We start from the raw sequence: 20,034 nt of genomic DNA, 5'->3' as shown, positions 1-20,034 counted from the left end.
GGTCGGCGATGAACGCCGAACCGCTCTAGATGCTTTTCGCCGACATTTGGGTGGCGATGTAGTCGGCCTGTCGGATAGCCAACGAGACGATGGTGAGCGTCGGATTTTCGGCGCCGCCCGTGGTGAACTGGCTCCCGTCCGACACGAACAGGTTCTTGATGTCGTGCGTCTGGCCATGCTTGTTGACGACGCCGTCGGCCGCCTTCTCGCTCATCCGGTTGGTGCCGAGATTATGGGTCGAAGGATAGGGCGGCGTCGGGAAGGTTCGCGTGGCGCCGACAGCAGCATATAGAGCCTGGCCCTGTTTGTAGGCGTGATCACGCATCGCCGTGTCGTTGGCATGGTCGTCGAAATGGACGTCTGCGATCGGCATGCCGTGCTCGTCCTTTTCGTCCTTGTGCAGCGTGATGCGGTTCTCCTCGCGCGGCATGTCCTCGCCGACAATCCACAGCCCCGCCATACGGTCGTAGTGATCGAGCGCGGTCGTGAAGGAGCGGCCCCAGCCGCCCGGATTGAGGAAGGCCGCCATGAACGGCAGGCCGAGCGACAGCGTCTCCATCTCATAGCCGCCGACGAAGCCGCGCGAAGGATCGTGGCGCGCCTCGTCGCGGATGATGCCGGCCATGGTGGTGCCGCGATACATGTGCACCGGCTTGTCGAAGACGGCATAGACCGAGCCGGTCGTGTGGCGCATGTAGTTCTTGCCCACCTGCCCCGATGAATTGGCAAGCCCGTGCGGGAACTTGCTCGATTCGGAGTTGAGCAGCAGCCGCGGGCTTTCGATAGAATTGCCGGCGACGGCGACGATGCGCGCCTTCTGCTCCTGCAGCTTGCCGTCCTTGTCGGCATAGACGACGCCCGTCACCTTGCCCGAGGCATCATGGTTGATCTTGATCGCCATGGAGTTCGGCCGCACCTCGAGATGGCCGGTCGCCTCGCCCTTCGGGATCTCGGTATAGAGCGTCGACCATTTTGCGCCCCACTTGCAGCCCTGGAAGCAGAAGCCCGTCTGCTGGCAGGAATTGCGGTCGTCGCGCTGCACCGAATTGATCGCCATGTTGCCGGTGTGGCATTCCTTGTAGCCGAGCTTGTCGGCGCCGGCCTTGAGCACCTTGAAATTGTTGTTGCCCGGCAGCCGTGGCCAGTTGTTGGTGCCCGTCACGCCCATCTTGGCTTCGGCCTTGGCGTAGTAGGGCTCCATTTCGGCGAGCGTCACCGGCCAGTCGAGAAGGTTCGCGCCCTTGATCTTGCCGTAGGTCGTAAGCGTCTTGAATTCATGCTCCTGGAAGCGCAGCGACGCGCCCGCCCAGTGCGTGGTCGAGCCGCCGACGGACTTGACGATCCAGGCCGGCAGGTTCGGAAAATCCTTCGCCACGCGCCAGTCGCCCGACGTGGTGCGCTTGTCCTTCCAGGCGAGCTGGGTGAAGGAATCCCATTCGTCGTTGATGAAGTCCTCATATTCGTGGCGCGCGCCCGCCTCGAGGATGACGACGTCGATGCCTTTCTGGGCGAGTTCGTTGCCGAGCGTGCCGCCGCCGGCGCCCGAGCCGATGATGACGACCACGCCGTCGTTCTTGAGATCAAATTGTGCTGCCATGGTTTCCTCCCATGAAATCGGTCAAAAGCGGTTCAAGGACAGAGCGGCTCAGAGCCACTCGATGTCGTCGAAGCCGCGCGCGATGTAGCCGCCCTTGGAAAAGGATTCGCCCTCGTAACCGAAGATGGGCCACACCTCCTTCTGGTTGTACAGGCTGACGACCAGGCCGCCGCGCACCGCCTGGAAGAACGGCGTCTTCTCGACCTCCTTCAGCAGCGCGACCCGCTGCTCTTCCCAGCCAAGTGCGCGATAGCCACCCTTGCCGGCCTTCTTGTCGAGATCGGCGACGCCCTTCTCGATCAGCTCCTTGTAGGCCGGATCCTTGGCGGCGGTCTCGTCATGGCCCTTGACGGCGATGGCATAGTATTTGTCCGGTACCTGGTCGTGCGGATAGATGTCGCGCGCCACCTGGATCAGCGTCGCCATCGTCTCGGGCTTCAGCGCCGAGGTTTCCAGGCCCCAGGCATGTTCGGGACTAATGATGGCGGTGCCCGAAATGATGAGCAGCGCACCTGCACCGCCGCGTTTGAGAAGCTCGCGCCGCGAGAGGCCAAGCTGCCTCTCATGCGGCTTCCGTTCATAGATCGTGACCATAATTTCCTCCCTGCTTGCTGTTCGCATCCTCCCCGGATGCCGTTGCTGGCGCCGCGCCGGTCCGCGCGGCATTTGTCCCCTATTGGAAGCGCCCTCCCCGCTGCAGGACCTCGATCTTGTAGCCGTCGGGATCCTCGATGAAGAAGAAGCGGGCGAATAGCGCTCCGTCGCGGTTGAATTCCACGATCTTCTTCGGATTGAATCCGAGCGCGCCGAGCCGATCGTGCTCGCTGTCGAGATCGACGACGGAGAGCGCGAGATGGCCGTAGCCATCGCCCAGCGCGTAGGGTTCTGTGCGCCCCTTGTTCACGGTCAGCTCGACCTCGAATGGAGAGTCGGCGTTGCTGAGATAGATCAGCGTGAAGGTCTCGAAATCGAGCCGCTGCGCGACGTCGAGACCGAAGGCCTTGCTGTAGAAATCGACGGACCGGGCCTCGTCGAGAACCCGGATCATGGTGTGGATCGCCTTCGCCAAATCGGACTCCGCAGCTTTTCGTGTTTTATAGGCCGATTATGCGCGCCGGCGAAAAAAGGTGGTGGCAGCCGATTACCACGCATGCGCCTGGAAAACGGCTAGTGTCGCGCCGGTTTTGAGGACGAAAGTCTGATTGCCGTCACTGGCCGTCAGGCCGAAGATGCAAGCGCAGGCAGTGTTCAAGAGGCGCCAACGCTCAATCGGCGCCCAAGACCAACAAGAACGGGAGGAAAACGATGTGCAGGGTCTTTGCCGGGCAGGATCCGGGAGGCAACCGGCAGATCAACCGGTCGATCCGCATAGACGGGCATTCGACGAGCATCCAGCTAGAGGCGACGTTCTGGGCGTTGCTCGACGAGATCGCCGAAAGCCAGGGCCTGACGACGCCCAAATTCATCTCGACCCTCTATGACGAGGCGATCGAGATCAACGGCCAGATCCCGAACTTCGCTTCGATGCTGCGCACGACCTGCGCGCTCTATCTGCGCGGTCACCGACCAGCGGTGCAGGAGCAGGCAGCGCTGAAACAGGTGGCCGCCTAGCTGCTCGCGGCCACTTCGAGCGCCAGCCGTGTCATGTCGGTGAACAGCGCCTGGCGTTCGGAATAATCGGTCTGCTCGCCGGTGGCGACGTGGTCGACCACAGTCAGCAGCGACAGGGCGCGCGCGCCGAACTGCGCCGAGATGCGGTAGAGCGCGCTGGTTTCCATGTCGACCGCCAGCGCGCCGAGCGCCCTGAACTCGTCGAAACGCGCGCGGCCGTCGGGATGATAGAACACGTCGCTGCAGACCGTGAGCCCCGCGCTGCAGGCGATGCCGAGATCGGCGGCCCGCCGCAGCGCCAGCGCATGCAGCGCCTGATCCGGGCCGGCCGGCTGGTACAGCCCGAAGACCTGCCCGCTGATTGCACCCTCGGCGCGGACGGCACTGGAAACGACGACGCCGCGTAACGGCACTTCCTCGGTCAGGGCGCCGCATGTTCCTGTGCGGATCAGCGTCTTCACGCCATGATAGTCCAGCAGCTCATGGGCATAGATGAGGAAGGAAGAGACGCCGATGCCGGTTGCATGGATGCTGACCGGTTTGCCGCGATACCGGCCGGTGAAGCCAAGGGCGCCCCGGCGGCGATTGACGCAGCGCGGCGCCTCGAGAAAGGTTTCCGCCATCCATTGGGCGCGCTCGGGATCGCCCGGCAACAGCACCGTTCCGGCATAGTCGCCCCTGCCCGCCTCGATGTGCGGCGTCACGCTAACTCCCTGTCATGCAACTTACCCCGTCTCCATCATCATGGCAGGGTCGCCGCAATGTGCAAGCGGTTGCTGTTTTAGGATTCCAGCACATCCTTGACGATGGTCGCCAGTTGCTTGAGCGAGAAGGGTTTGGGCAGGAACCCGAAATGCGCGTCGGCAGGCAGGTTTTTGGCGAAGGCGTCCTCTGCATAACCGGAGACGAAGACGAACTTGATATCCGGCTGGCGCTTGCGCAACTCGCCGAGCAGCGTCGGTCCGTCCATTTCCGGCATCACCACATCGGACACGACGATGTCGACCTTGCCGCCGAGAGCCTCGAAGACCTCCAGCGCCTCGACGCCGGAGGACGCTTCGTGAACGGTGTAGCCGCGCGAGGTCAGCGCCCTGACGCCGCCCATGCGGACGGCATCCTCGTCCTCGACCAGAAGCACCGTGGCCGAACCGGAGAGATCCTTCACCGTGTCGACCGGCTTGGCCGGCACCGCGGCGGCCGCCGTCTCGACAGGCTCGCTCGCCTTCTTCACCTCCGCGACGTGGCGCGGCAGGAAAATGCGGAACACCGTCCCCTTGCCGACCTCGGAATCGCAATAGATGAAGCCGCCGGTCTGCTTGATGATGCCGTAGACCATCGACAGGCCGAGGCCCGTCCCCTTGCCGACCTCCTTGGTGGTGAAGAACGGCTCGAAGATCTTCTTCAGTACGTCCGGCGCGATGCCGCTGCCGGTATCCTCGACCTCGACCAGCACATAATCGGCCGGCGTGAGCTCCCGGTAGGCAAAGGATTTGCACTCCTCGCCCGTGACGTTGCGGGTGCGCACCGTAAGGTCCCCGCCGGCGGGCATCGCGTCGCGCGCATTGACGGCGAGATTGACCACCACCTGCTCGAACTGGCCGATGTCGACCTTGACCGGCCACAGATCGCGACCATGGTCGATCTTCAGGCGGATGTCGTTGCCGACGAGGCGGGCGAGCAGCATTCTGAGGTCGGCCAGGACATCGGTCAGATTGAGCACTTCCGGGCGCAGCGTCTGCTTGCGCGAGAAGGCGAGCAATTGTCGCACCAGAGACGCCGCGCGGTTGGCGTTCTGCTTGATGTTCATGATGTCGGGGAAGGACGGATCCGACGGACGGTGGTTGGTGAGCAAAAGGTCTGATGCCATGATGATGGCGGTGAGCACGTTGTTGAAGTCGTGCGCGATGCCGCCGGCGAGCTGGCCGACCGCCTGCATTTTCTGGCTCTGCGCCATCTGGCCCTCGAGCGCCTTCTGTTCGGTGGTCTCGACCGCGTAGACGATGGCCGACTCCTCAGCCCCCTCGGCGCCGGCGCTGTCGGCCACAGCGTTGACGTAGAAGCGGATGTGGCGCTCGTCATTGCCGGGCAGCAGCGAGTCGATCGGCTCGATGTTGGCCTGGCGCTGTCGCGCCTTTTCGAAGGCGGCGGCAAAGGCCGGCCGGTCGCGCTCATGCACGACGCTCTCGAAGCGCACACGCCGGTCGACGGCGTCGCGGTCGACGACGGATGAAAACAGCGACAGGAACGGCGCGTTGGTGCGCAGGATGCGTCCGCTGGCATCGACGCCGGCAATCGCCATCGGCGTCGAGTTGAAGAAGCGGGTGAAACGGACCTCCGAGGCGCGCAGATCGGCGGAAGCGTCTTCGCCCTGGGTGCGGTTGAGCACGATGGTCCGGGTCGGCCCGTTCACCCCCTCGCGGCTCGCCGAAACGCGGTGCATGAAGCGGACCGGCAGCGCCTGGCCGCTCATTGTCGTGAGATCGAGGTCGATGACGGCGTTGCGCGTGGTGCCGGGATCAGCCTTGACCGAGCGGACGAGCGCCATGCCGTCGCCGGCGACGATTTCCGGCAGCGTCACCGCGCCTGGAGTGAAGCTGGCAAGGTCGATGCCCAGCCATTCGGCGAGCGTCGCGTTGATGTAGGTGACGCGGCCCTCCTGGTCGGCGGAGAAGAAGCCGGCCGGCGCGTGGTCGAGGTGGTCTATCGCTTTTTGCAGGTCGAGGAAGAACCGCTCCTGCTCCGCCCGCTCCTGCGAGATGTCCGCGATCTGCCAGGCGAGCATCGGCAGCCGCTCGCCCGGCACGCTGAAAGCGCGGGCGCGGGCGCGGTACCAGCGCGCGCCAGGCTCGGCCCCGGGCTTGATCGACTGCGCCAGCCGGAATTCACCGTCGCCGGCCTGACCGTCGCGCAGTCCGGAGGCCAACCGATAGATGGTCATCGAGGCCTCGGGAACGTCGGAAAGCAGGCCCTCGACCGTCTTCAAATCAGTCGCCGATGCGGCGCCTGTCATGTCGGCATAGGCCCGGTTGGCATAGACGACCCGACCCTTGGTGTCGGTGACCAGCAGACCTTGAGACATTGAATCGACGAAGGCTTTCGACAGTTCGTCGCTGGTCGAGCGCGGCGCGATCTGCACGAAGCCGATCGCGGTGGCGAACAGAAAGCCGACGCCGATCATCGCGAGCACGCCCAGCATGCCGAGCAGGAACGGATCGCCCAGACGCTCGCGGAACAGTCCGAAGACAATTGCGGCGCCGGTCAGAACGACGATGAAGACGATGAGCCTGGTGACGGCACCCGGACGCGTGTTCTGGTCGACGATCGGTACCGGATAGAAATCGCCGCGCGTTTCCTTGGCCATGTGCCCCCTGTTCGTGATTCCGGTGCCCGACACCCGCGAACGGGCCGGTTGAATCACATTCTCCTGTAGCGGAAAAGGCCTTGGCGGCAAATGTCAGATAAAAATGACGCCGGGCCAACCGATTCATGTTTCAAACTGTTCACGATGAGTGATGCGAACTTGCGGTCGCTAGTCCCAACGGTCTAGTGTCGCGTCACCTCAGGAAGGCGATTGGGTGCACCGATGCTGCAGTGGCTGGATAGCGTGGCGGGTCCGGGTTATGTCGCTGCAATCCTGTGGACGTTTGCAGCCCTTATCCTGCTGGTCGTCGTCCTTCTCGTCATCAAGGTCGTCCGCAACCTGACATTCGGCACTTTCGTTGCCGGCGGCAGGAACCGCAAGACGCGGCTCGCCGTCATGGACGCTACCGCCGTCGACAGCCATCGCAGGCTTGTTCTGGTGCGGCGCGACGATATCGAGCACCTGATCCTGATCGGCGGTCCGACGGATGTCGTGGTCGAGCGCGACATAAGGCTGGCAGCGCCCCGCCGTCCGGCGCTGACTGGCGACAGCGGCCAGCAACAGGCTGCCGCCCCTCGCCCGCGCGCGCCTCAGCCGGTGCCCGCACCCGCAAGGCAGTCACCAGCGCCAGCTCCAGTCGCCGAGCCCGCCCGCCCGCGTACGGCGAGCCCCGCGCCCAGGCCGGTTGCGCCGACCCACCCGGCCACCGCGAAAGTCATGCCGCTCCCCGCCTATGGAACGGGCAACGGCAGCGTCCGGCATTCCCCGCCGCCGCCCTCCAACGATTCGATCGACGACACGCTGATGCACGAACTCGAGGCATCGCTGGACGAGTCGCACCCCAAGCCGGCGACCGGAACGCCGGCGGCCAAGCCTTCGCTCGATGACGAGATGACCAAGCTTCTCGGCGAGCTTGCCAGCCACAAGCGCTGATCCGGCAACGGCCTTCGAGAGCAATTCCAGGAAAAGTGCGTAGCGGTTTTCCGTCCGGAATTGCGTGAAAACAAACGGTTGGAGCAGTTCAGCGATTCCAAGAACCGCTGAACCGTTCCAGCCGCGCTGCAATCGGCGGACGCCCGTTCTCCAACACTTTCCGGCAAAAAGCTCCTCAAAACAAAATGGCCGGGAATCCCGGCCATTTTCACAAATTCCAGCCTGCCTGCATCAGTCGTCGCGGTAGACCTTCTCGCGGCGCTCGTGACGCTCCTGCGCTTCGATCGACAGCGTCGCGATGGGGCGGGCGTCGAGCCGCTTCAGCGCGATCGGCTCGCCGGTTTCCTCGCAATAGCCGTAGGTGCCTTCGTCGATGCGCTGCAGCGCGGAATCGATTTTCGAGATGAGCTTGCGTTGGCGATCGCGAGCACGCAATTCGATGGCACGGTCGGTTTCGGAAGAGGCGCGGTCGGCTAGGTCGGGATGATTGGCGTTTTCTTGCTGGAGGATTTCGAGGGTTTCACGCGCTTCCCGGAGGATATCGTTCTTCCAGGTGATAAGCTTCATGCGAAAGTAAGATTTCTGCCGTTCGTTCATGAACGGCTCGTCTTCGGAGGGTACGTAATCGGCGGTAGCGATATCGTTCATTCGACTCACCCAACAACCCCAAATTTGGCGCCTATATATTCGTCGACAAGGCCCTGCACAAGCGTAAACGATAACAGTTTCACGCATTTGTTAGTCTCGCACCGATGGCGCCTCGCCGCCTCCTTTGTTTGAACGGCTTGGATCGAATTCATCCATGATTCGGTGCCGTTGCTGGCTGTCGACCATTGTGCTTGACACCGTTCTGGTGACTAATCGCGCTGCGAGGTCAGCACCACGAGGGTCCGGTTGAGCAGACTTTATCTATTGAGGCATGCCAAGGCCGGATGGGCGCTGCCCGGTGTGCGCGATTTCGATCGTCCGCTCGACGAATCGGGCATGGCCGATGCCGAGGTGATGGGCGATGCCATGCGGGCCCGCAATTATGTGCCGGATATCACGCTCTGTTCCAATGCCAAGCGGGCGCGGCAGACGCTGGAAGGCCTGGCGGGCCGCACCGACACCGGTCGGGTCATGTTCTTCGACACACTCTACAGCGAGGATGCGGCCGGCTATCTCGACATCATCCGCAAGAATGGCGGGGCCGGCTCCTTGCTGGTGATCGGCCACAATCCCATGACGGAGGATCTCGCCATGGCGGTATCCGGCGACGGCGACGAGGCCGCGCGCGGCACGCTAAACCATGGCTTTCCCACCTCCGGCCTCGCCGTCGTGCGTTTTCCCGGCAATCTCGCCGAGGCGGCTCAGGGCAACGGCTATCTCGAAGCCTTTCTCACCCCCGCCGATCTCTGACGCCATTACAAACGGCGGCTCCAGCGCCTATATCGGCCCCTGACGGGCGACCCAGAGGCAGATTTGGCACCATCACTGACCACCTTTACCGACGAGGCGAGAATTGCGCTCGACACATTGTCGGGCCGCGCCGCCGGGCTCTTCTCTCCATCGCTGCGCCTCGGCGTCACCGGCCTCTCCCGTGCCGGCAAGACGGTTTTCATCTCCGCTTTGGTCCACAACCTGATCCATGGCGGGCGGCTGCCGCTGTTCGAGGCGCAGAAGTCCGGCCGCATCGCCCGCGCCTTCCTCGAGGAGCAACCGGACGACGCCGTTCCGCGCTTCCAGTACGAGGACCACATCGCTGCCCTGGTCAACGACCGCGTCTGGCCGGATTCGACGCGTGCCATTTCCGAATTGAGGCTTACCATCGAATACGAATCGGCCTCCGGCTGGAACCGCCTGTTTTCGGCCGGAAAGCTGTCGGTCGATATCGTCGATTATCCCGGCGAATGGCTGCTCGACCTGCCGCTTCTCGGCAAATCCTTCGCCGATTTTTCGCGCGAGGCGGTCGAGTTGGCGGCCCTGCCCGTGCGCTCCGACCTTTCGCAGGCATGGCGCGAACTGGCTTGCGCCATCAATCCGGACGCCGACGCCGACGAGATGACGGCGCGCCACCTCGCCGAAAGCTTCGCCGCTTATCTCAAGGCCTGCAAGCTCGACGAGCGAGCGCTCTCCACGCTGCCGCCTGGTCGCTTCCTGATGCCGGGCGATCTCGAAGGCTCGCCCGCGCTGACCTTCGCCCCGCTGACGAGGTTGTCCGAACGGCGGCGCTCCGGATCGCTGCAGGCGATGATGGAGCGGCGCTACGAGGCCTACAAGACGCATGTCGTGAAACCGTTCTTTCGCGAGCACATCACCCGCCTCGACCGGCAGATCGTGCTGATCGACGCCATGCAGGCGCTCAACGCCGGCCCGGCCGCCATGGCCGATCTCGAACGGGCCGTCACGGAAATCCTCTCCTGTTTTCGGCCCGGCCGGGGCAATTTCGTCACCGACCTGCTTTCCAGGCGCATCGACCGCATCCTGGTGGCGGCGACCAAGGCCGACCAACTGCACCATGAAAGCCATGACCGGCTGCAGGCCATCGTGCGCAGGCTGGCGGACCGGGCCGTCGCGCGAGCCAATTTCAGCGGCGCCGATGTCGACGTGGTCGCCATGGCGGCGGTGCGCTCGACCCGCGAGGGAACGGTCAAGCAAGGCCGCGAGACATTGCCGGTGATCATCGGCACGCCGCTGAAAGACGAGAAGATCGACGGCGAAACATTCGACGGCAAAACCGAAACGGCCATATTTCCCGGTGACTTGCCGGAGAAAGTTGATGCTGTATTCGACCTTTCCGGATCGCAGCCGGAAAACAACGAACCGGCGATCCGCTTCGTGCGGTTCCGTCCGCCGAAGCTCGAGCGCACGGCCGAAGGCGTCACGCTTTCTTTGTCGCATATCCGGCTCGACCGCGCGCTGCAGTTCCTGATCGGAGATCGTCTGGCATGACCGCGCCCCGCAAACCGGCCGCCTTCCGCATCGAACCCGAGCCAGCGCCGAGGCAGGAGGCGGCGCGGAAGCATCGCGCCGACGAACGGCCCGCGCGCAAACCGCAAGCAGCAAGGTCCGATGTCGCTGTCGTCATTCCTTCGGAAATCGACGTCTTCGACGAGCCGGACATCGAGCAGGCGGCGCCACCGCCGGCCACGGCGCCAAGAAAGCGCTCGCTGCTCGCCCGCCTGTTTTTCGGCGCCCTCGGCGTGCTTGTCTCGCTCGCGGTGGGCTTGTGGACAGACCAGCTCATCCGCGATCTCTTCGCGCGCGCCGAATGGCTGGGCTGGCTGGCGGCCGGCATGGCGGCGATCGCGCTTTTGTCGCTGCTCGTCATCCTCCTCCGCGAATTCCTGGCCATTGCACGCCTCGCCGAAGTCGAGAAGCTGCAGCGGCAGGCCCTGGATGCCGTGGCGCGCGACGACCCCAAGGCCGCGCGCGCCCTGGTCGACGAGCTTTCAGCCTTCGTCGCGGCAAAACCGGAGACCGCGGCCGGGCGGCGCTCGCTCGCCGAGCTGCGCGGCGAGATCATCGACGGCGGCAATCTGGTGCGGCTCGCCGAGACCGAGATCCTGTCGCCGCTCGATGCCCGCGCCAAGACGATGATCCTCGAAGCGGCGAAGCGTGTCTCGCTGGTGACGGCGGTCAGCCCGCGCGCGCTCGTCGACGTCGCCTATGTCGTGTTCGAGGCCGGCAGGCTGATCCGGCGCCTCTCGGAGCTTTATGGCGGCCGCCCCGGCACGCTCGGTTTCCTCCGGCTGGCGCGCGGCGTGCTCGCTCATCTCGCAGTGACCGGCTCGATCGCGGTCGGCGACAGTTTCGTGCAGCAGATCATCGGCCACGGCCTTGCGGCGAAGCTCTCCGCAAAGCTCGGCGAAGGCGTGGTCAACGGCATGATGACGGCGCGCATCGGCATTGCGGCGATGGAAACGGCGCGCCCGCTGCCGTTCATCGCGATCAAGCGCCCCGGACTTGGCGATTTCCTCTCGGCGCTGACCTCGTTCGCGACCCGGAAGGATGGCCAGAGCGACCAATAAGACCGGGCAGTAAGGTAAACAGCGAAAAGGCCGCCAGTGACGAAGCATTAACCAATCTTCTTCATGGTCGTTTCTGTCCCAAGATACAGACTCTGTTGTGCCGGGTGTCGTCCATGAAAAGCGTGATCTTGTCCTGCGTCCTGCCTCTGACGGTTGCAGTAGCCGCACCGCTCGGCCTCGTCGGAAAAGCCCTTGGAGCAGAGCCGGACAAGCAGTTCTTTCGCTCCGTGGAAGGCAAGTGGATCGGCCCGGGCGAGATCATCGCCGGCAAATACAAGGGCACGAAATTCACCTGCAATTTCAACGGCTCCACGCCTGATGGCAAGGTCGGAATGACGCTCGACGGCGACTGCCGGGTCGGCGTGTTCACGCAGAAGATGTCGGCCTCCGTCGAGCGCAAGGGCCGCGAAGGCTACAAGGGCAATTTCATGGGCGGCTCGACCGGCAACGGGCTCGACATCATCGGCGGCAATGTCGTCGATCCGCAGAAGGTGGTCTTCACCATCAACCGCAATCAGTTGAACGGCGTTATGCAGGCCCGTATCCCCGACGACAATTCGATGACTGTGACGGTGGCCGTGCGTGTCAACAAGCAGCTGGTTCCGGTCATCGGCATGAGCCTGAAGCGGGTCGACACGGTCGAAGTCGGTTCAATCGCCAAGAACTGAGCAGGCGCCCTCGGCCAGGCAAGCAAAAGGCGGCAGCCAAGGGCTGCCGCCTCTCCATTTGACGACTTCGCTCACCCCTTGATGGCGGCGGTCACTTCGTCGTAGGCCTTGCAGGCTTCGTCGAGTGTCGTGGCGTTCTGGTATTTCGTCGTCACGGCCTGCACCTTGGCCGTCAGATCAGCCGCCTTGCTCGGATCCTTGGTGATCGCTTCCTGAAGCGCGGCAGCCATGTCCTGCGCCTTCTTGGTGGCCATCTCCTGCGTGCACTCCGGTCCCTTCGAACAGGCCGAAACGGCCAGCGCCGCAACACCCACGGCGACGAGCAAAAACTTCTTCATGTCAATCATCTCCTCAAAAAAGGCGGCGGCCCATCGCCGCCACCTCCCAATGGCCAAAGCCGATCGTGCTTAACCTCTGATTGTGGCGGCACGCAACGACCGGGCCGCGTAAACTTGTGTAACGAAGCTGCAATATCGCGGCGTTCCGGATTCAGGCCGCCCAATGCATGTCGCCCAAAGGTGCGCAGCGGTTTTGGGACAACGACATGCATAAAGACAACAACCTAAAGCGCGTCGCGTCTGAACGGCCTCACGCGACGCGCTTTAGGTCAGTTGTAGCAAAGTTCACCTACGAGGCTGTAGCAGCGCCAGCATGAGTGTCGATGCGGCAAGGACGACGGTAAGGGTCAAAGGCCCCGAGGCACCATAGGTGTCCACGACATAGCCGCCGACAACCGCGCCGATGGTGATGGCAACCTGGAAAGAGACGACCATCAAGCTACCCGCTGCCTCCAGCGCATCAGGTGCCGCGCGGGACAGATTGGTCGGCAGCACCACCGGCGCCATGCCGAATGCCAGGCCCCAAAGCGTGACGAATCCGAAGGCAACGGCGATGTGCACGCCCCAAAGCACCAATGCCAGCGCCGCAAACGCCATCAACGCGGCGTTGCCCACGAGAGCCATGCGGATATTGGCATCGGCCATGCGGCCGCCGGCAATATTGCCGATCACAGCGGCGACGCCAAATCCAAGCAGCGCCAGGGCAATTGGCCCGGTTGCAAGGAGTGTCACATGTTCGAGGAAGGGGCGTACATAGACGGACCCGGCAAAATGCCCTGTCATCAGCAAAAGAATGGCCAGCATGCCGAGTTGAATGCCACGCCGCCGTGTCAGCCGAAATACATCCGCGAGGCTATTGCTGGCTGTGGCAGGCAGGGTTGGCAGGCTAAGCCACTGCAGCAGCATGGCAATCACGGCCAGCCCCGCTGTCAAGGCCATGGCGCTGCGCCATCCCAGCCAGTCGCTGATCAACGCACCCGCAGATGGTGCGGCAATGGTGGCGAGCGAGACGCCGAGGGTGACGATAGCCATGCCCCGACCTGTCGCATTGGCGCCAACCAGCCTGGCCACAACGGCAACCGAGAGTGCCCAGAATGCGCTGAGAGCGATTCCGAGCCCGGCCCGGCCCAACAGCAACAGCCAGAAATTGGGCGCTAGCGCTGCAACGAGGTTGGAACCGACCGCCAAGGCGCTGAGGACAACCAGCACCGTCTTGCGGTTCAGTCGGCCGATGAGAACATTGCTCAACATGGCCGTCACAGCGCCGACCGAAGCGGTGGCGGTGACGACCTGTCCGGCCGTTCCTTCGCTGATGCCGAGATCGCGCGCCATTGGCGTCAGCAGACCTGCCGGCAGGAATTCGGCTGACACCAGGGCAAAGCTGGTGGCCGCCAATGAAAAGACCGCGAACCACGTGGCTGCGTTCCACGCGGTTGGCGCGGCGGCATCGACGTCAATCGCTGCGTCTTCAAGCTGTAATGTTGTGTCTGTCACTGAAAGATCTCCAAGGTCTGGAGGTCTTCAATAGACGAGTCCTTTCGGATGATATGTATCTTAAAATCCGAAATTCATGTCCATTCGTCCGGGAATTGTGCGACGCACAACGCCTGGCGAGACGTTGGTGATGCGCTTGAACGCGCGCGCGAAGGATGCTTCGCTATCATAGCCCAAACGGGCAGCGACCTCGGCAACCGACAAGCCGTTTTGCCCCAGCAACTCGCGGGCAAGCTGCATACGCAGACGGGCGAGATAGCGTGCAGCACCCTCCCCTAATACAGCGCTGAAGCGCTCGGCGAAAATCGACCGCGATTGGCCTGCCAGGCTAGCAAGGCTTTCCAAGGTCCAGTTATAGCCGGGGTCTCGGTGCATGGCCGCCAGCGCGCGGCCGATATGGGGGTCGCGGATAGCGGCGAGCCAACCGGTGGTCGAGGCTCCAGTGCAATTGACCCAGCAGCGGATGAGCCGGGCTGTCAGCAAGTCCGCCATGCGCGACAAGATGGTGGCGCTGCCCATCTGCGGTTGCGCGGCCTCCGCCGTCATAGCCGCCAGCAAAGGGCCGACGACCGGATCGTTGCCAGCCACGTCGCACCCTTTGATGATCGGCGGCATCAACGCGATCAGTGGATTGAGCGCACAGACGCCCAAGGCCATGGAGCCGCAGAAAAGGGTGCTTGTCGGGCCTGTCCCTTCCCGCACCACTTCGCAGACATTGCTCCCCAACTTGTTCACCTGGCAACCCTCGAGCGAATCGCCGACAACGTCCGGCGCACTGGCCAGCCGATGGGCGATGCCTTGCGGCAGCAGCGCCAGATCGCCGTCGCGCAACTCCTGCCAGCCCTCCGCTTCGGTATAAATCCAGCACGGACCCTGGCCGACAAAGTGAAAGCGAAGCAGTGGCTGTTGCGGAAAGGCGATGCTCCATGGATGTCGGAGCTCGCAGCGGCCATAGTTGACGCCACTCAGGTGAAAGTCTTGCAGGACTTCGCTGAGCGCATCCATCGGGATATGTGGAGGCGGGCGGGACGAATAGTCAGGCATTTGGCTTTTATAGATGCCAAGCGTCCGGCAAGCAAGCGGAGGCCGCTTCAACGGCACCCTACCCTTCCTGGCAGGCCTCCCGCCCTTGCCTCCCGCTCCCGCTGCATGCAAGGAGTGCTTCGAAACAACGGGATGATTGGCATGGCGGCTGAAGCATCGAGCAGCGATCTCGTACAGGTGGTGGCGCTGCTTGCTGCCGGCGTGGTCGCCGTGCCGATCTTCAAGCGCATGGGGCTGGGCTCCATCCTCGGCTATCTGGCGGCGGGCGTGGTCATCGGGCCGTTCGGCCTACGCGTTTTTTCCGAATCGGAGGCCATCCTTCATGTCGCCGAGCTTGGCGTCGTCATGTTCCTGTTCATCATCGGCCTCGAAATGCAGCCGTCGCGGCTCTGGGGCCTGCGCCGCGAGATCTTTGGGCTCGGCGCGCTGCAGGTCGGCGTCTGCGCCCTGCTTCTGACCGGCGTCGGACTCGCCGGAGGTTTTCCGATCGCTCAGTCCTTCGTCGCCGGCGCCGGCTTCGTCCTGACCTCGACGGCTATCGTCATGCAACTTCTCGAGGAACGCGGCGAGATCGCCACGCCCAAGGGCCAGCGCATCGTCTCGATCCTCCTGCTCGAAGACCTGATGATCGTGCCACTTCTGGCACTCGTCGCGTTCCTGGCGCCGGGCGGCGCCGACACCAGCCTGTCCGAACGGTTCACCGAGGTTGGCATCGGCGTCGCGGCAATCGTCGGGCTGGTGGTGGCAGGACGCTATCTGCTCAACCCGCTCTTCCGCATCCTGGCCGATGCCCGCGCCCGCGAGGTGATGACGGCCGCGGCGCTGCTCGTGGTGCTTGGGTCGGCTCTAGCCATGCAGCTTTCCGGCCTGTCGATGGCGATGGGCGCTTTCCTCGCCGGCGTGCTGCTCTCCGAATCGACCTTCCGCCATCAGCTCGAAGCCGACATCGAGCCGTTCCGCGGCATTCTGCTCGGCCTGTTCTTCCTTGCCGTCGGCATGTCGCTCGATCTCGGCGTCGTCGCCCGGAACTGGCGGCTCGTCGCCATCTATGTCGTCGCCTACATGATCATGAAAGCGCTCGGCATCTACATCGTCGCGCGCATGCTCAAGAGCGGCCACCGCGAAGCGCTCGAGCGCGCCGTCTTCATGGCGCAAGGCGGTGAGTTCGCCTTCGTGCTCTATTCCTCGGCGGCCGCGGTCGGCATCATCGACGGCCAGGCCAACGCCACGCTGACCGCCATCATCATCATCTCGATGGTGCTGACGCCGTTGGCAATCGTGGCGCTGCGCTACCTCACGCCGCGCGACGAGCAATCGCTGGAAGGTGTCGACATCGCCGACGGCCTCACCGGCAGCGTGCTGATCATCGGCTTCGGCCGCTTCGGCCAGATCGCCAGCCAGCCATTGCTTCTGCGCGGTCTCGACGTCTCGATCATCGACAACGAGGTCGAGATGATCCAGGCGGCGGCCGATTTCGGCTTCAAGGTCTATTACGGCGACGGCACCCGGCTCGACATCCTGCATGCGGCCGGCGCCGGCCGGGCGCGCGCCGTGTTGATCTGCGTCGACAAGCCGGACGCAGCCGTGCGCATCGCGCAACTGATCAAGTCCGAATTCCCGTTGGTCACCGTTATGGCACGTGCCTTCGACCGGGGAACCGCGCTGCAGCTCATCCGCGCCGGCGTCGACTATCAGCTGCGCGAAACCTTCGAATCGGCGCTGGTCTTCGGCGGCTCGGCGCTGGAAGCGCTGGGCGTCGACCCGGAAGAGGTCGCCGATGTCATCGAGGACGTCCGGCGCCGCGACACCGCCCGTTTCGAAACGCAACTGGCCGAGGGCGTGCGCGCCGGCCAGCGTTTCCTCAAAGGCAATATCGGCACGCCGATCCCGACGCCGCTGACCCAGCCACGCCGCGCCGGCCGGGCGCTGAACGAAGAGACGGCCGGCGTGCTGAACAAGGCAGAGACGAAGAGCTGAAAGGGTAATGCATGTCAGAGCTCGACGCGCGGGCGCTTTCCGTCACCAAATTCTGGCGCGATGCCGGCGAGGACGCCTGGTTCGAGAAGAACGACGCGTTCGACGCGGATTTGCGCAATCGCTTCCTCGGCCTGCACCATGCCGTCGCGCGGCGCGAATGCGACGACTGGAACGCGCACGCCGAAGGATCTCTGGCGCTGATGATCCTGCTCGACCAGTTCCCGCGCAATTGCTTCCGCGGTACCGGACACATGTATGCGACCGATCCGCTGGCCAGGCATTTCGCCGACAGGGCGATCGCCGCCGGCCATGACCTGGCGCTCGACCAGGCCTTGCGCGTTTTCCTCTATCTGCCCTTCGAGCATTCGGAATCGCTCGCCGATCAGCAGCGGTCGGTGGAACTCACCACAGCCAAGGCCCCGGACTATCTCAAATACGCCAGGGAGCACCTGGAGATCATCCAGCGCTTTGGCCGCTTTCCGCATAGAAACAGGATGCTGGGCCGCGAGACGACAGCGGAAGAAAAGGCATTTCTCGATGGCGGCGGCTTCTCCGGCTGAATTCGGCGGCTCAGCCTAGCCACCACTCCCGGCCGGACGGCAGGCGCTCGATCCCCGATGTATCGACGGCGCCGAGCCGCTCCGAAACGCTTCTGCCGCCGACCGCGAGGCCGGGCGCGATCTCCGCCAGCGGCGCCAGCACGAAGGCCCGCTCCAGCATGCGGGGATGCGGCACCTCGAGCCCGGTTTGGTGGATCACCCGATCGCCGAACACCAGGATGTCGATGTCGATCAGACGCGGTCCCCAGCGCTCCTCGCGCACCCGCTTCAGCCGCCTTTCGACGTCCAGGCAAAGGTCGAGCAAGGCGCGCGGCGACAGTGCCGTTTCGATCGCAGCCGCGGCATTGAGGAAATCGGGCTGGTCGAGCTTGCCCCATGGCGGCGTGCGGTAGAGCGAGGAGACGGCGGTGACGCGCGTCCTGTCGTCGCCATCCAGCATGCGCAGCGCCGCGGCCATGGACTTCGCCGGGTCGCCGAGATTGCCGCCGAGACTGAGATAGACGACGCTACTCTGGCCAGACAACGGTCACCTCGACATGATCGAGCACGCCCGGTACAGGGGCGTTCGGCTTGCGCACCGTGATCTCGGCCTTCCTGATCTGCGGAAACCGCGCCGCCAGCGCCTTCGCCACTTCCAGCGCCAGCGCCTCGATCAGGAAACGGCGCTGCCCGGTCACGATCTTCTCGATCACCGTGAAGGCGATGCCGTAATTGACGGTGTCCTCGATGGAATCGTCCTCCAGCGGCCGGCTGGGCTCGACGGTCAGCTCGGCGTCGACATAGAAACGCTGGCCGAGCGTCTCCTCCTCGTCCAGCACGCCGTGCCGGGCAAAGAAGGCGCAGTTCTTCATGCGGATGACATACATGCTCAGCGTCCGGAAGAAAGGTTCTCTCGCGCCAGCATAGCATCGGCCACCGCCAGCGCATCCACGTTGATTGCGACATCGTGGACGCGAAAAAGGTCGGCGCCTTTGAGCCGCAGGATGACGCTGGTGGCCGCCGTTCCAACGGCCCGCTCGGCAGGCTCGCGCCCCGTGACACCGCCGATGAAACGCTTCCGCGACGTCCCCGCCATCAGCGGAAAGCCGAGCGCTGTGAGTTCGGAAAACCGCGCCATCAGATCGAGATTTTCCTCCGTCGTCTCCTTGGCGAAGCCGAAGCCGGCGTCGAGCACGATCTGGCCGTCGGCAACATAGTTGGCGCGCGCGATCTCCAGCGATCTGCGCAGGAACAGGAACTGGTCGTCGATCACGTCCGGGAGTTTCTGGCGCTCGCGGCCTGTGTGCATGATGATCAATCCCGCGCCGGTCTCGGCGGCAACACGGGCTATGCCGGGCTCGCGCTGCAGGCCCCAGACATCGTTGACGATATGCGCGCCGGCGGCAATGGCGCGCCGCGCGGTATCCTCGCGATAAGTGTCGATCGAAATCAGGACGTTGCCCGAGGACGCCAATGCCTCGATGACCGGCAGCACCCGCCCTTGCTCTTCCTCGGCGGTGATCGGTGCGAAACCCGGACGCGTCGATTCCCCGCCGACATCGATGACGGCAGCCCCCTCTTCCACCATGCGGCGCGCCTGCGCCACCGCCTTCTCCGGGGCGATGAACAGCCCGCCATCGGAAAAACTGTCCGGAGTGACGTTGAGGATGCCGACGACGACCGCCTTGGGGCCGAGGTCGAGATGGCGTCCATGCGCGAGCTGCCATCGCCTTGTCGTCATTGTCCATCAACCATGTGTGATCCGCGCGAAATCAATTTCGTTGCGCCGGCAACGGCCGTAAAGCAAGGTGCGTGAAGAGGCAACATGATGAACCGCTCCCCGCTCTGCGCCCTGATGCTCATCCTCGCCGTCATGCCGGCCGGCGCGGCCAGCCTGGTGAAGACCTACAGCTATTTCAGCGTCACCGGCCGCACGCTGGACGATATCGAAAAGCAGCTGACGAAAAACGGCCCCGAGGTGAAGAGTACCGGCTCCAGGCACCCGGGCGCAACGCAGATGGCTTTCACCACCCGCGTCAGCTACGCGCAGACGGCGAATTCCTGCCGGATCGCCAATGCGCAGGTTACCGTGAAGGTCAAGGTCATCCTTCCGGAATGGCGGCGGCCGCGCAAGGCCGATCCTGAAGTCAGGCTGTTCTGGGACACGCTGTCGGCGGACATCAAGCGCCACGAGGAGCGCCATGTCGAGATCGCCAAGAACCACGCGCGCGAACTCGAGGATGCGCTGAGGGCGACCTATCCGCAGAAGACCTGCGAAGCCGCGAAGGCGAAGGCCGCCGAGATCTCGGCCGCCGTCCTCGCCCGGCACGACCGCGCCCAGGTGCAGTTCGACCGCGTCGAAAGCGTCAACTTCGAAAGCCGGATCATCCGGCTTCTGCGCTACCGGATGCAGCGCATCCAAAGCGGCCAATTGCCGCCGGCTTGATCGTTGGAGCGGCGCC

General features: G+C 64.0%; 21 protein-coding genes. 9 read left to right on the top strand and 12 right to left on the bottom strand.

The annotated features are described in order from the left end of the window. Window positions 1-25 precede the first annotated feature (25 nt). The 3 genes from EJ070_RS25285 to EJ070_RS25275 form a co-directional block, all read right to left on the bottom strand. Window positions 26-1,597, bottom strand: coding sequence for a GMC family oxidoreductase (locus EJ070_RS25285; protein ID WP_126093792.1), 1,572 nt, complete (start codon window positions 1,595-1,597; stop codon window positions 26-28). A gap of 48 nt (window positions 1,598-1,645) precedes the next feature. Then, on the bottom strand, window positions 1,646-2,191 hold the full coding sequence (locus tag EJ070_RS25280) for a gluconate 2-dehydrogenase subunit 3 family protein (protein WP_126093791.1): 546 nt from the start codon (window positions 2,189-2,191) through the stop codon (window positions 1,646-1,648). 79 nt (window positions 2,192-2,270) lie between these two features. Next, the gene (locus tag EJ070_RS25275) at window positions 2,271-2,666 is read right to left on the bottom strand and encodes a VOC family protein (RefSeq protein ID WP_126093790.1); all 396 of its coding nucleotides are present in this window, start codon (window positions 2,664-2,666) and stop codon (window positions 2,271-2,273) included. A gap of 236 nt (window positions 2,667-2,902) precedes the next feature. Here EJ070_RS25275 and EJ070_RS25270 point away from each other — a divergent pair, with 236 nt between their 5' ends. Beyond that, a complete protein-coding gene (locus EJ070_RS25270; protein WP_126093789.1) occupies window positions 2,903-3,208 on the top strand; it encodes a ribbon-helix-helix domain-containing protein in 306 nt (101 codons plus the stop codon). Here the strand turns inward: EJ070_RS25270 and EJ070_RS25265 are convergent. Together EJ070_RS25265 and EJ070_RS25260 are read right to left on the bottom strand one after the other, a co-directional pair. Further along, entirely contained in the window at window positions 3,205-3,912 is a 708-nt protein-coding gene (locus EJ070_RS25265; RefSeq protein WP_126093788.1) for a DeoD-type purine-nucleoside phosphorylase, read from the bottom strand. The two genes, EJ070_RS25270 and EJ070_RS25265, sit on opposite strands and share 4 nt — an antisense overlap. A gap of 77 nt (window positions 3,913-3,989) precedes the next feature. Further along, window positions 3,990-6,569 (bottom strand): ATP-binding protein, encoded by a 2,580-nt coding sequence (locus EJ070_RS25260; RefSeq protein ID WP_126093787.1) that lies wholly within the window; start codon window positions 6,567-6,569, stop codon window positions 3,990-3,992. A gap of 222 nt (window positions 6,570-6,791) precedes the next feature. Here EJ070_RS25260 and EJ070_RS25255 point away from each other — a divergent pair, with 222 nt between their 5' ends. After that, a complete protein-coding gene (locus EJ070_RS25255; protein WP_126093786.1) occupies window positions 6,792-7,502 on the top strand; it encodes a flagellar biosynthetic protein FliO in 711 nt (236 codons plus the stop codon). Window positions 7,503-7,733: 231 nt separating this feature from the next. Here EJ070_RS25255 and dksA read toward each other — a convergent pair whose 3' ends face one another. Beyond that, entirely contained in the window at window positions 7,734-8,150 is a 417-nt protein-coding gene (dksA, locus tag EJ070_RS25250) for an RNA polymerase-binding protein DksA (RefSeq protein ID WP_126093785.1), read from the bottom strand. Window positions 8,151-8,396: 246 nt separating this feature from the next. Between dksA and EJ070_RS25245 the strand changes: the two genes are divergently transcribed. The 4 genes from EJ070_RS25245 to EJ070_RS25230 all read left to right on the top strand — a co-directional run bounded on the left by EJ070_RS25245 (window position 8,397) and on the right by EJ070_RS25230 (window position 12,180). Then, the gene (locus EJ070_RS25245; RefSeq protein ID WP_126093784.1) at window positions 8,397-8,900 is read left to right on the top strand and encodes a histidine phosphatase family protein; all 504 of its coding nucleotides are present in this window, start codon (window positions 8,397-8,399) and stop codon (window positions 8,898-8,900) included. Between the two features lie 63 nt (window positions 8,901-8,963). Continuing rightward, the gene (locus EJ070_RS25240) at window positions 8,964-10,433 is read left to right on the top strand and encodes a YcjX family protein (protein ID WP_126093783.1); all 1,470 of its coding nucleotides are present in this window, start codon (window positions 8,964-8,966) and stop codon (window positions 10,431-10,433) included. Further along, complete coding sequence (locus EJ070_RS25235) at window positions 10,430-11,512, top strand: TIGR01620 family protein (RefSeq protein WP_126093782.1); 1,083 nt, start codon at window positions 10,430-10,432, stop codon at window positions 11,510-11,512. Before EJ070_RS25240 ends, EJ070_RS25235 begins: the two co-directional genes overlap by 4 nt. 113 nt (window positions 11,513-11,625) lie before the next feature. Further along, entirely contained in the window at window positions 11,626-12,180 is a 555-nt protein-coding gene (locus tag EJ070_RS25230) for a hypothetical protein (protein WP_126093781.1), read from the top strand. A gap of 71 nt (window positions 12,181-12,251) precedes the next feature. Here EJ070_RS25230 and EJ070_RS25225 read toward each other — a convergent pair whose 3' ends face one another. The 3 genes from EJ070_RS25225 to EJ070_RS25215 form a co-directional block, all read right to left on the bottom strand. After that, complete coding sequence (locus EJ070_RS25225; RefSeq protein ID WP_126093780.1) at window positions 12,252-12,518, bottom strand: hypothetical protein; 267 nt, start codon at window positions 12,516-12,518, stop codon at window positions 12,252-12,254. A 285-nt stretch (window positions 12,519-12,803) separates the two neighbouring features. Next, complete coding sequence (locus EJ070_RS25220) at window positions 12,804-14,012, bottom strand: MFS transporter (RefSeq protein ID WP_126093779.1); 1,209 nt, start codon at window positions 14,010-14,012, stop codon at window positions 12,804-12,806. 60 nt (window positions 14,013-14,072) lie between these two features. Beyond that, window positions 14,073-15,056, bottom strand: a complete 984-nt coding sequence (locus EJ070_RS25215; RefSeq protein WP_126093778.1) for an AraC family transcriptional regulator — start codon at window positions 15,054-15,056, stop codon at window positions 14,073-14,075. A gap of 141 nt (window positions 15,057-15,197) precedes the next feature. On the opposite strand from EJ070_RS25215, the gene EJ070_RS25210 reads away from it, so the two are divergent. After that, window positions 15,198-17,033, top strand: a complete 1,836-nt coding sequence (locus tag EJ070_RS25210; protein ID WP_126093777.1) for a monovalent cation:proton antiporter-2 (CPA2) family protein — start codon at window positions 15,198-15,200, stop codon at window positions 17,031-17,033. Between the two features lie 11 nt (window positions 17,034-17,044). Then, window positions 17,045-17,593, top strand: coding sequence for a DUF924 family protein (locus EJ070_RS25205; RefSeq protein ID WP_126093776.1), 549 nt, complete (start codon window positions 17,045-17,047; stop codon window positions 17,591-17,593). A 10-nt stretch (window positions 17,594-17,603) separates the two neighbouring features. Here the strand turns inward: EJ070_RS25205 and folK are convergent, their stop codons facing one another. From folK to folP, 3 genes are read right to left on the bottom strand one after another with little or no spacing between them, the layout of a single operon-like run. Further along, a complete protein-coding gene (folK, locus tag EJ070_RS25200; protein ID WP_126093775.1) occupies window positions 17,604-18,116 on the bottom strand; it encodes a 2-amino-4-hydroxy-6-hydroxymethyldihydropteridine diphosphokinase in 513 nt (170 codons plus the stop codon). After that, window positions 18,100-18,459, bottom strand: a complete 360-nt coding sequence (gene folB, locus EJ070_RS25195) for a dihydroneopterin aldolase (RefSeq protein WP_126093774.1) — start codon at window positions 18,457-18,459, stop codon at window positions 18,100-18,102. Before folB ends, folK begins: the two co-directional genes overlap by 17 nt. Before the next feature lie 2 nt (window positions 18,460-18,461). Continuing rightward, window positions 18,462-19,313 carry a dihydropteroate synthase gene (folP, locus tag EJ070_RS25190; RefSeq protein ID WP_126093773.1) on the bottom strand — a complete coding sequence of 284 codons (852 nt, stop codon included), beginning with the start codon at window positions 19,311-19,313 and terminating at the stop codon, window positions 18,462-18,464. An 84-nt stretch (window positions 19,314-19,397) separates the two neighbouring features. Between folP and EJ070_RS25185 the strand changes: the two genes are divergently transcribed. Beyond that, complete coding sequence (locus EJ070_RS25185; protein ID WP_126093772.1) at window positions 19,398-20,018, top strand: DUF922 domain-containing protein; 621 nt, start codon at window positions 19,398-19,400, stop codon at window positions 20,016-20,018. The last annotated feature ends 16 nt before the right edge of the window (window positions 20,019-20,034 follow it).

This window comes from Mesorhizobium sp. M1E.F.Ca.ET.045.02.1.1 (genome assembly GCF_003952485.1).
Classification (GTDB): domain Bacteria; phylum Pseudomonadota; class Alphaproteobacteria; order Rhizobiales; family Rhizobiaceae; genus Mesorhizobium.
This window is presented reverse-complemented; position numbering and strand designations above follow the sequence as displayed.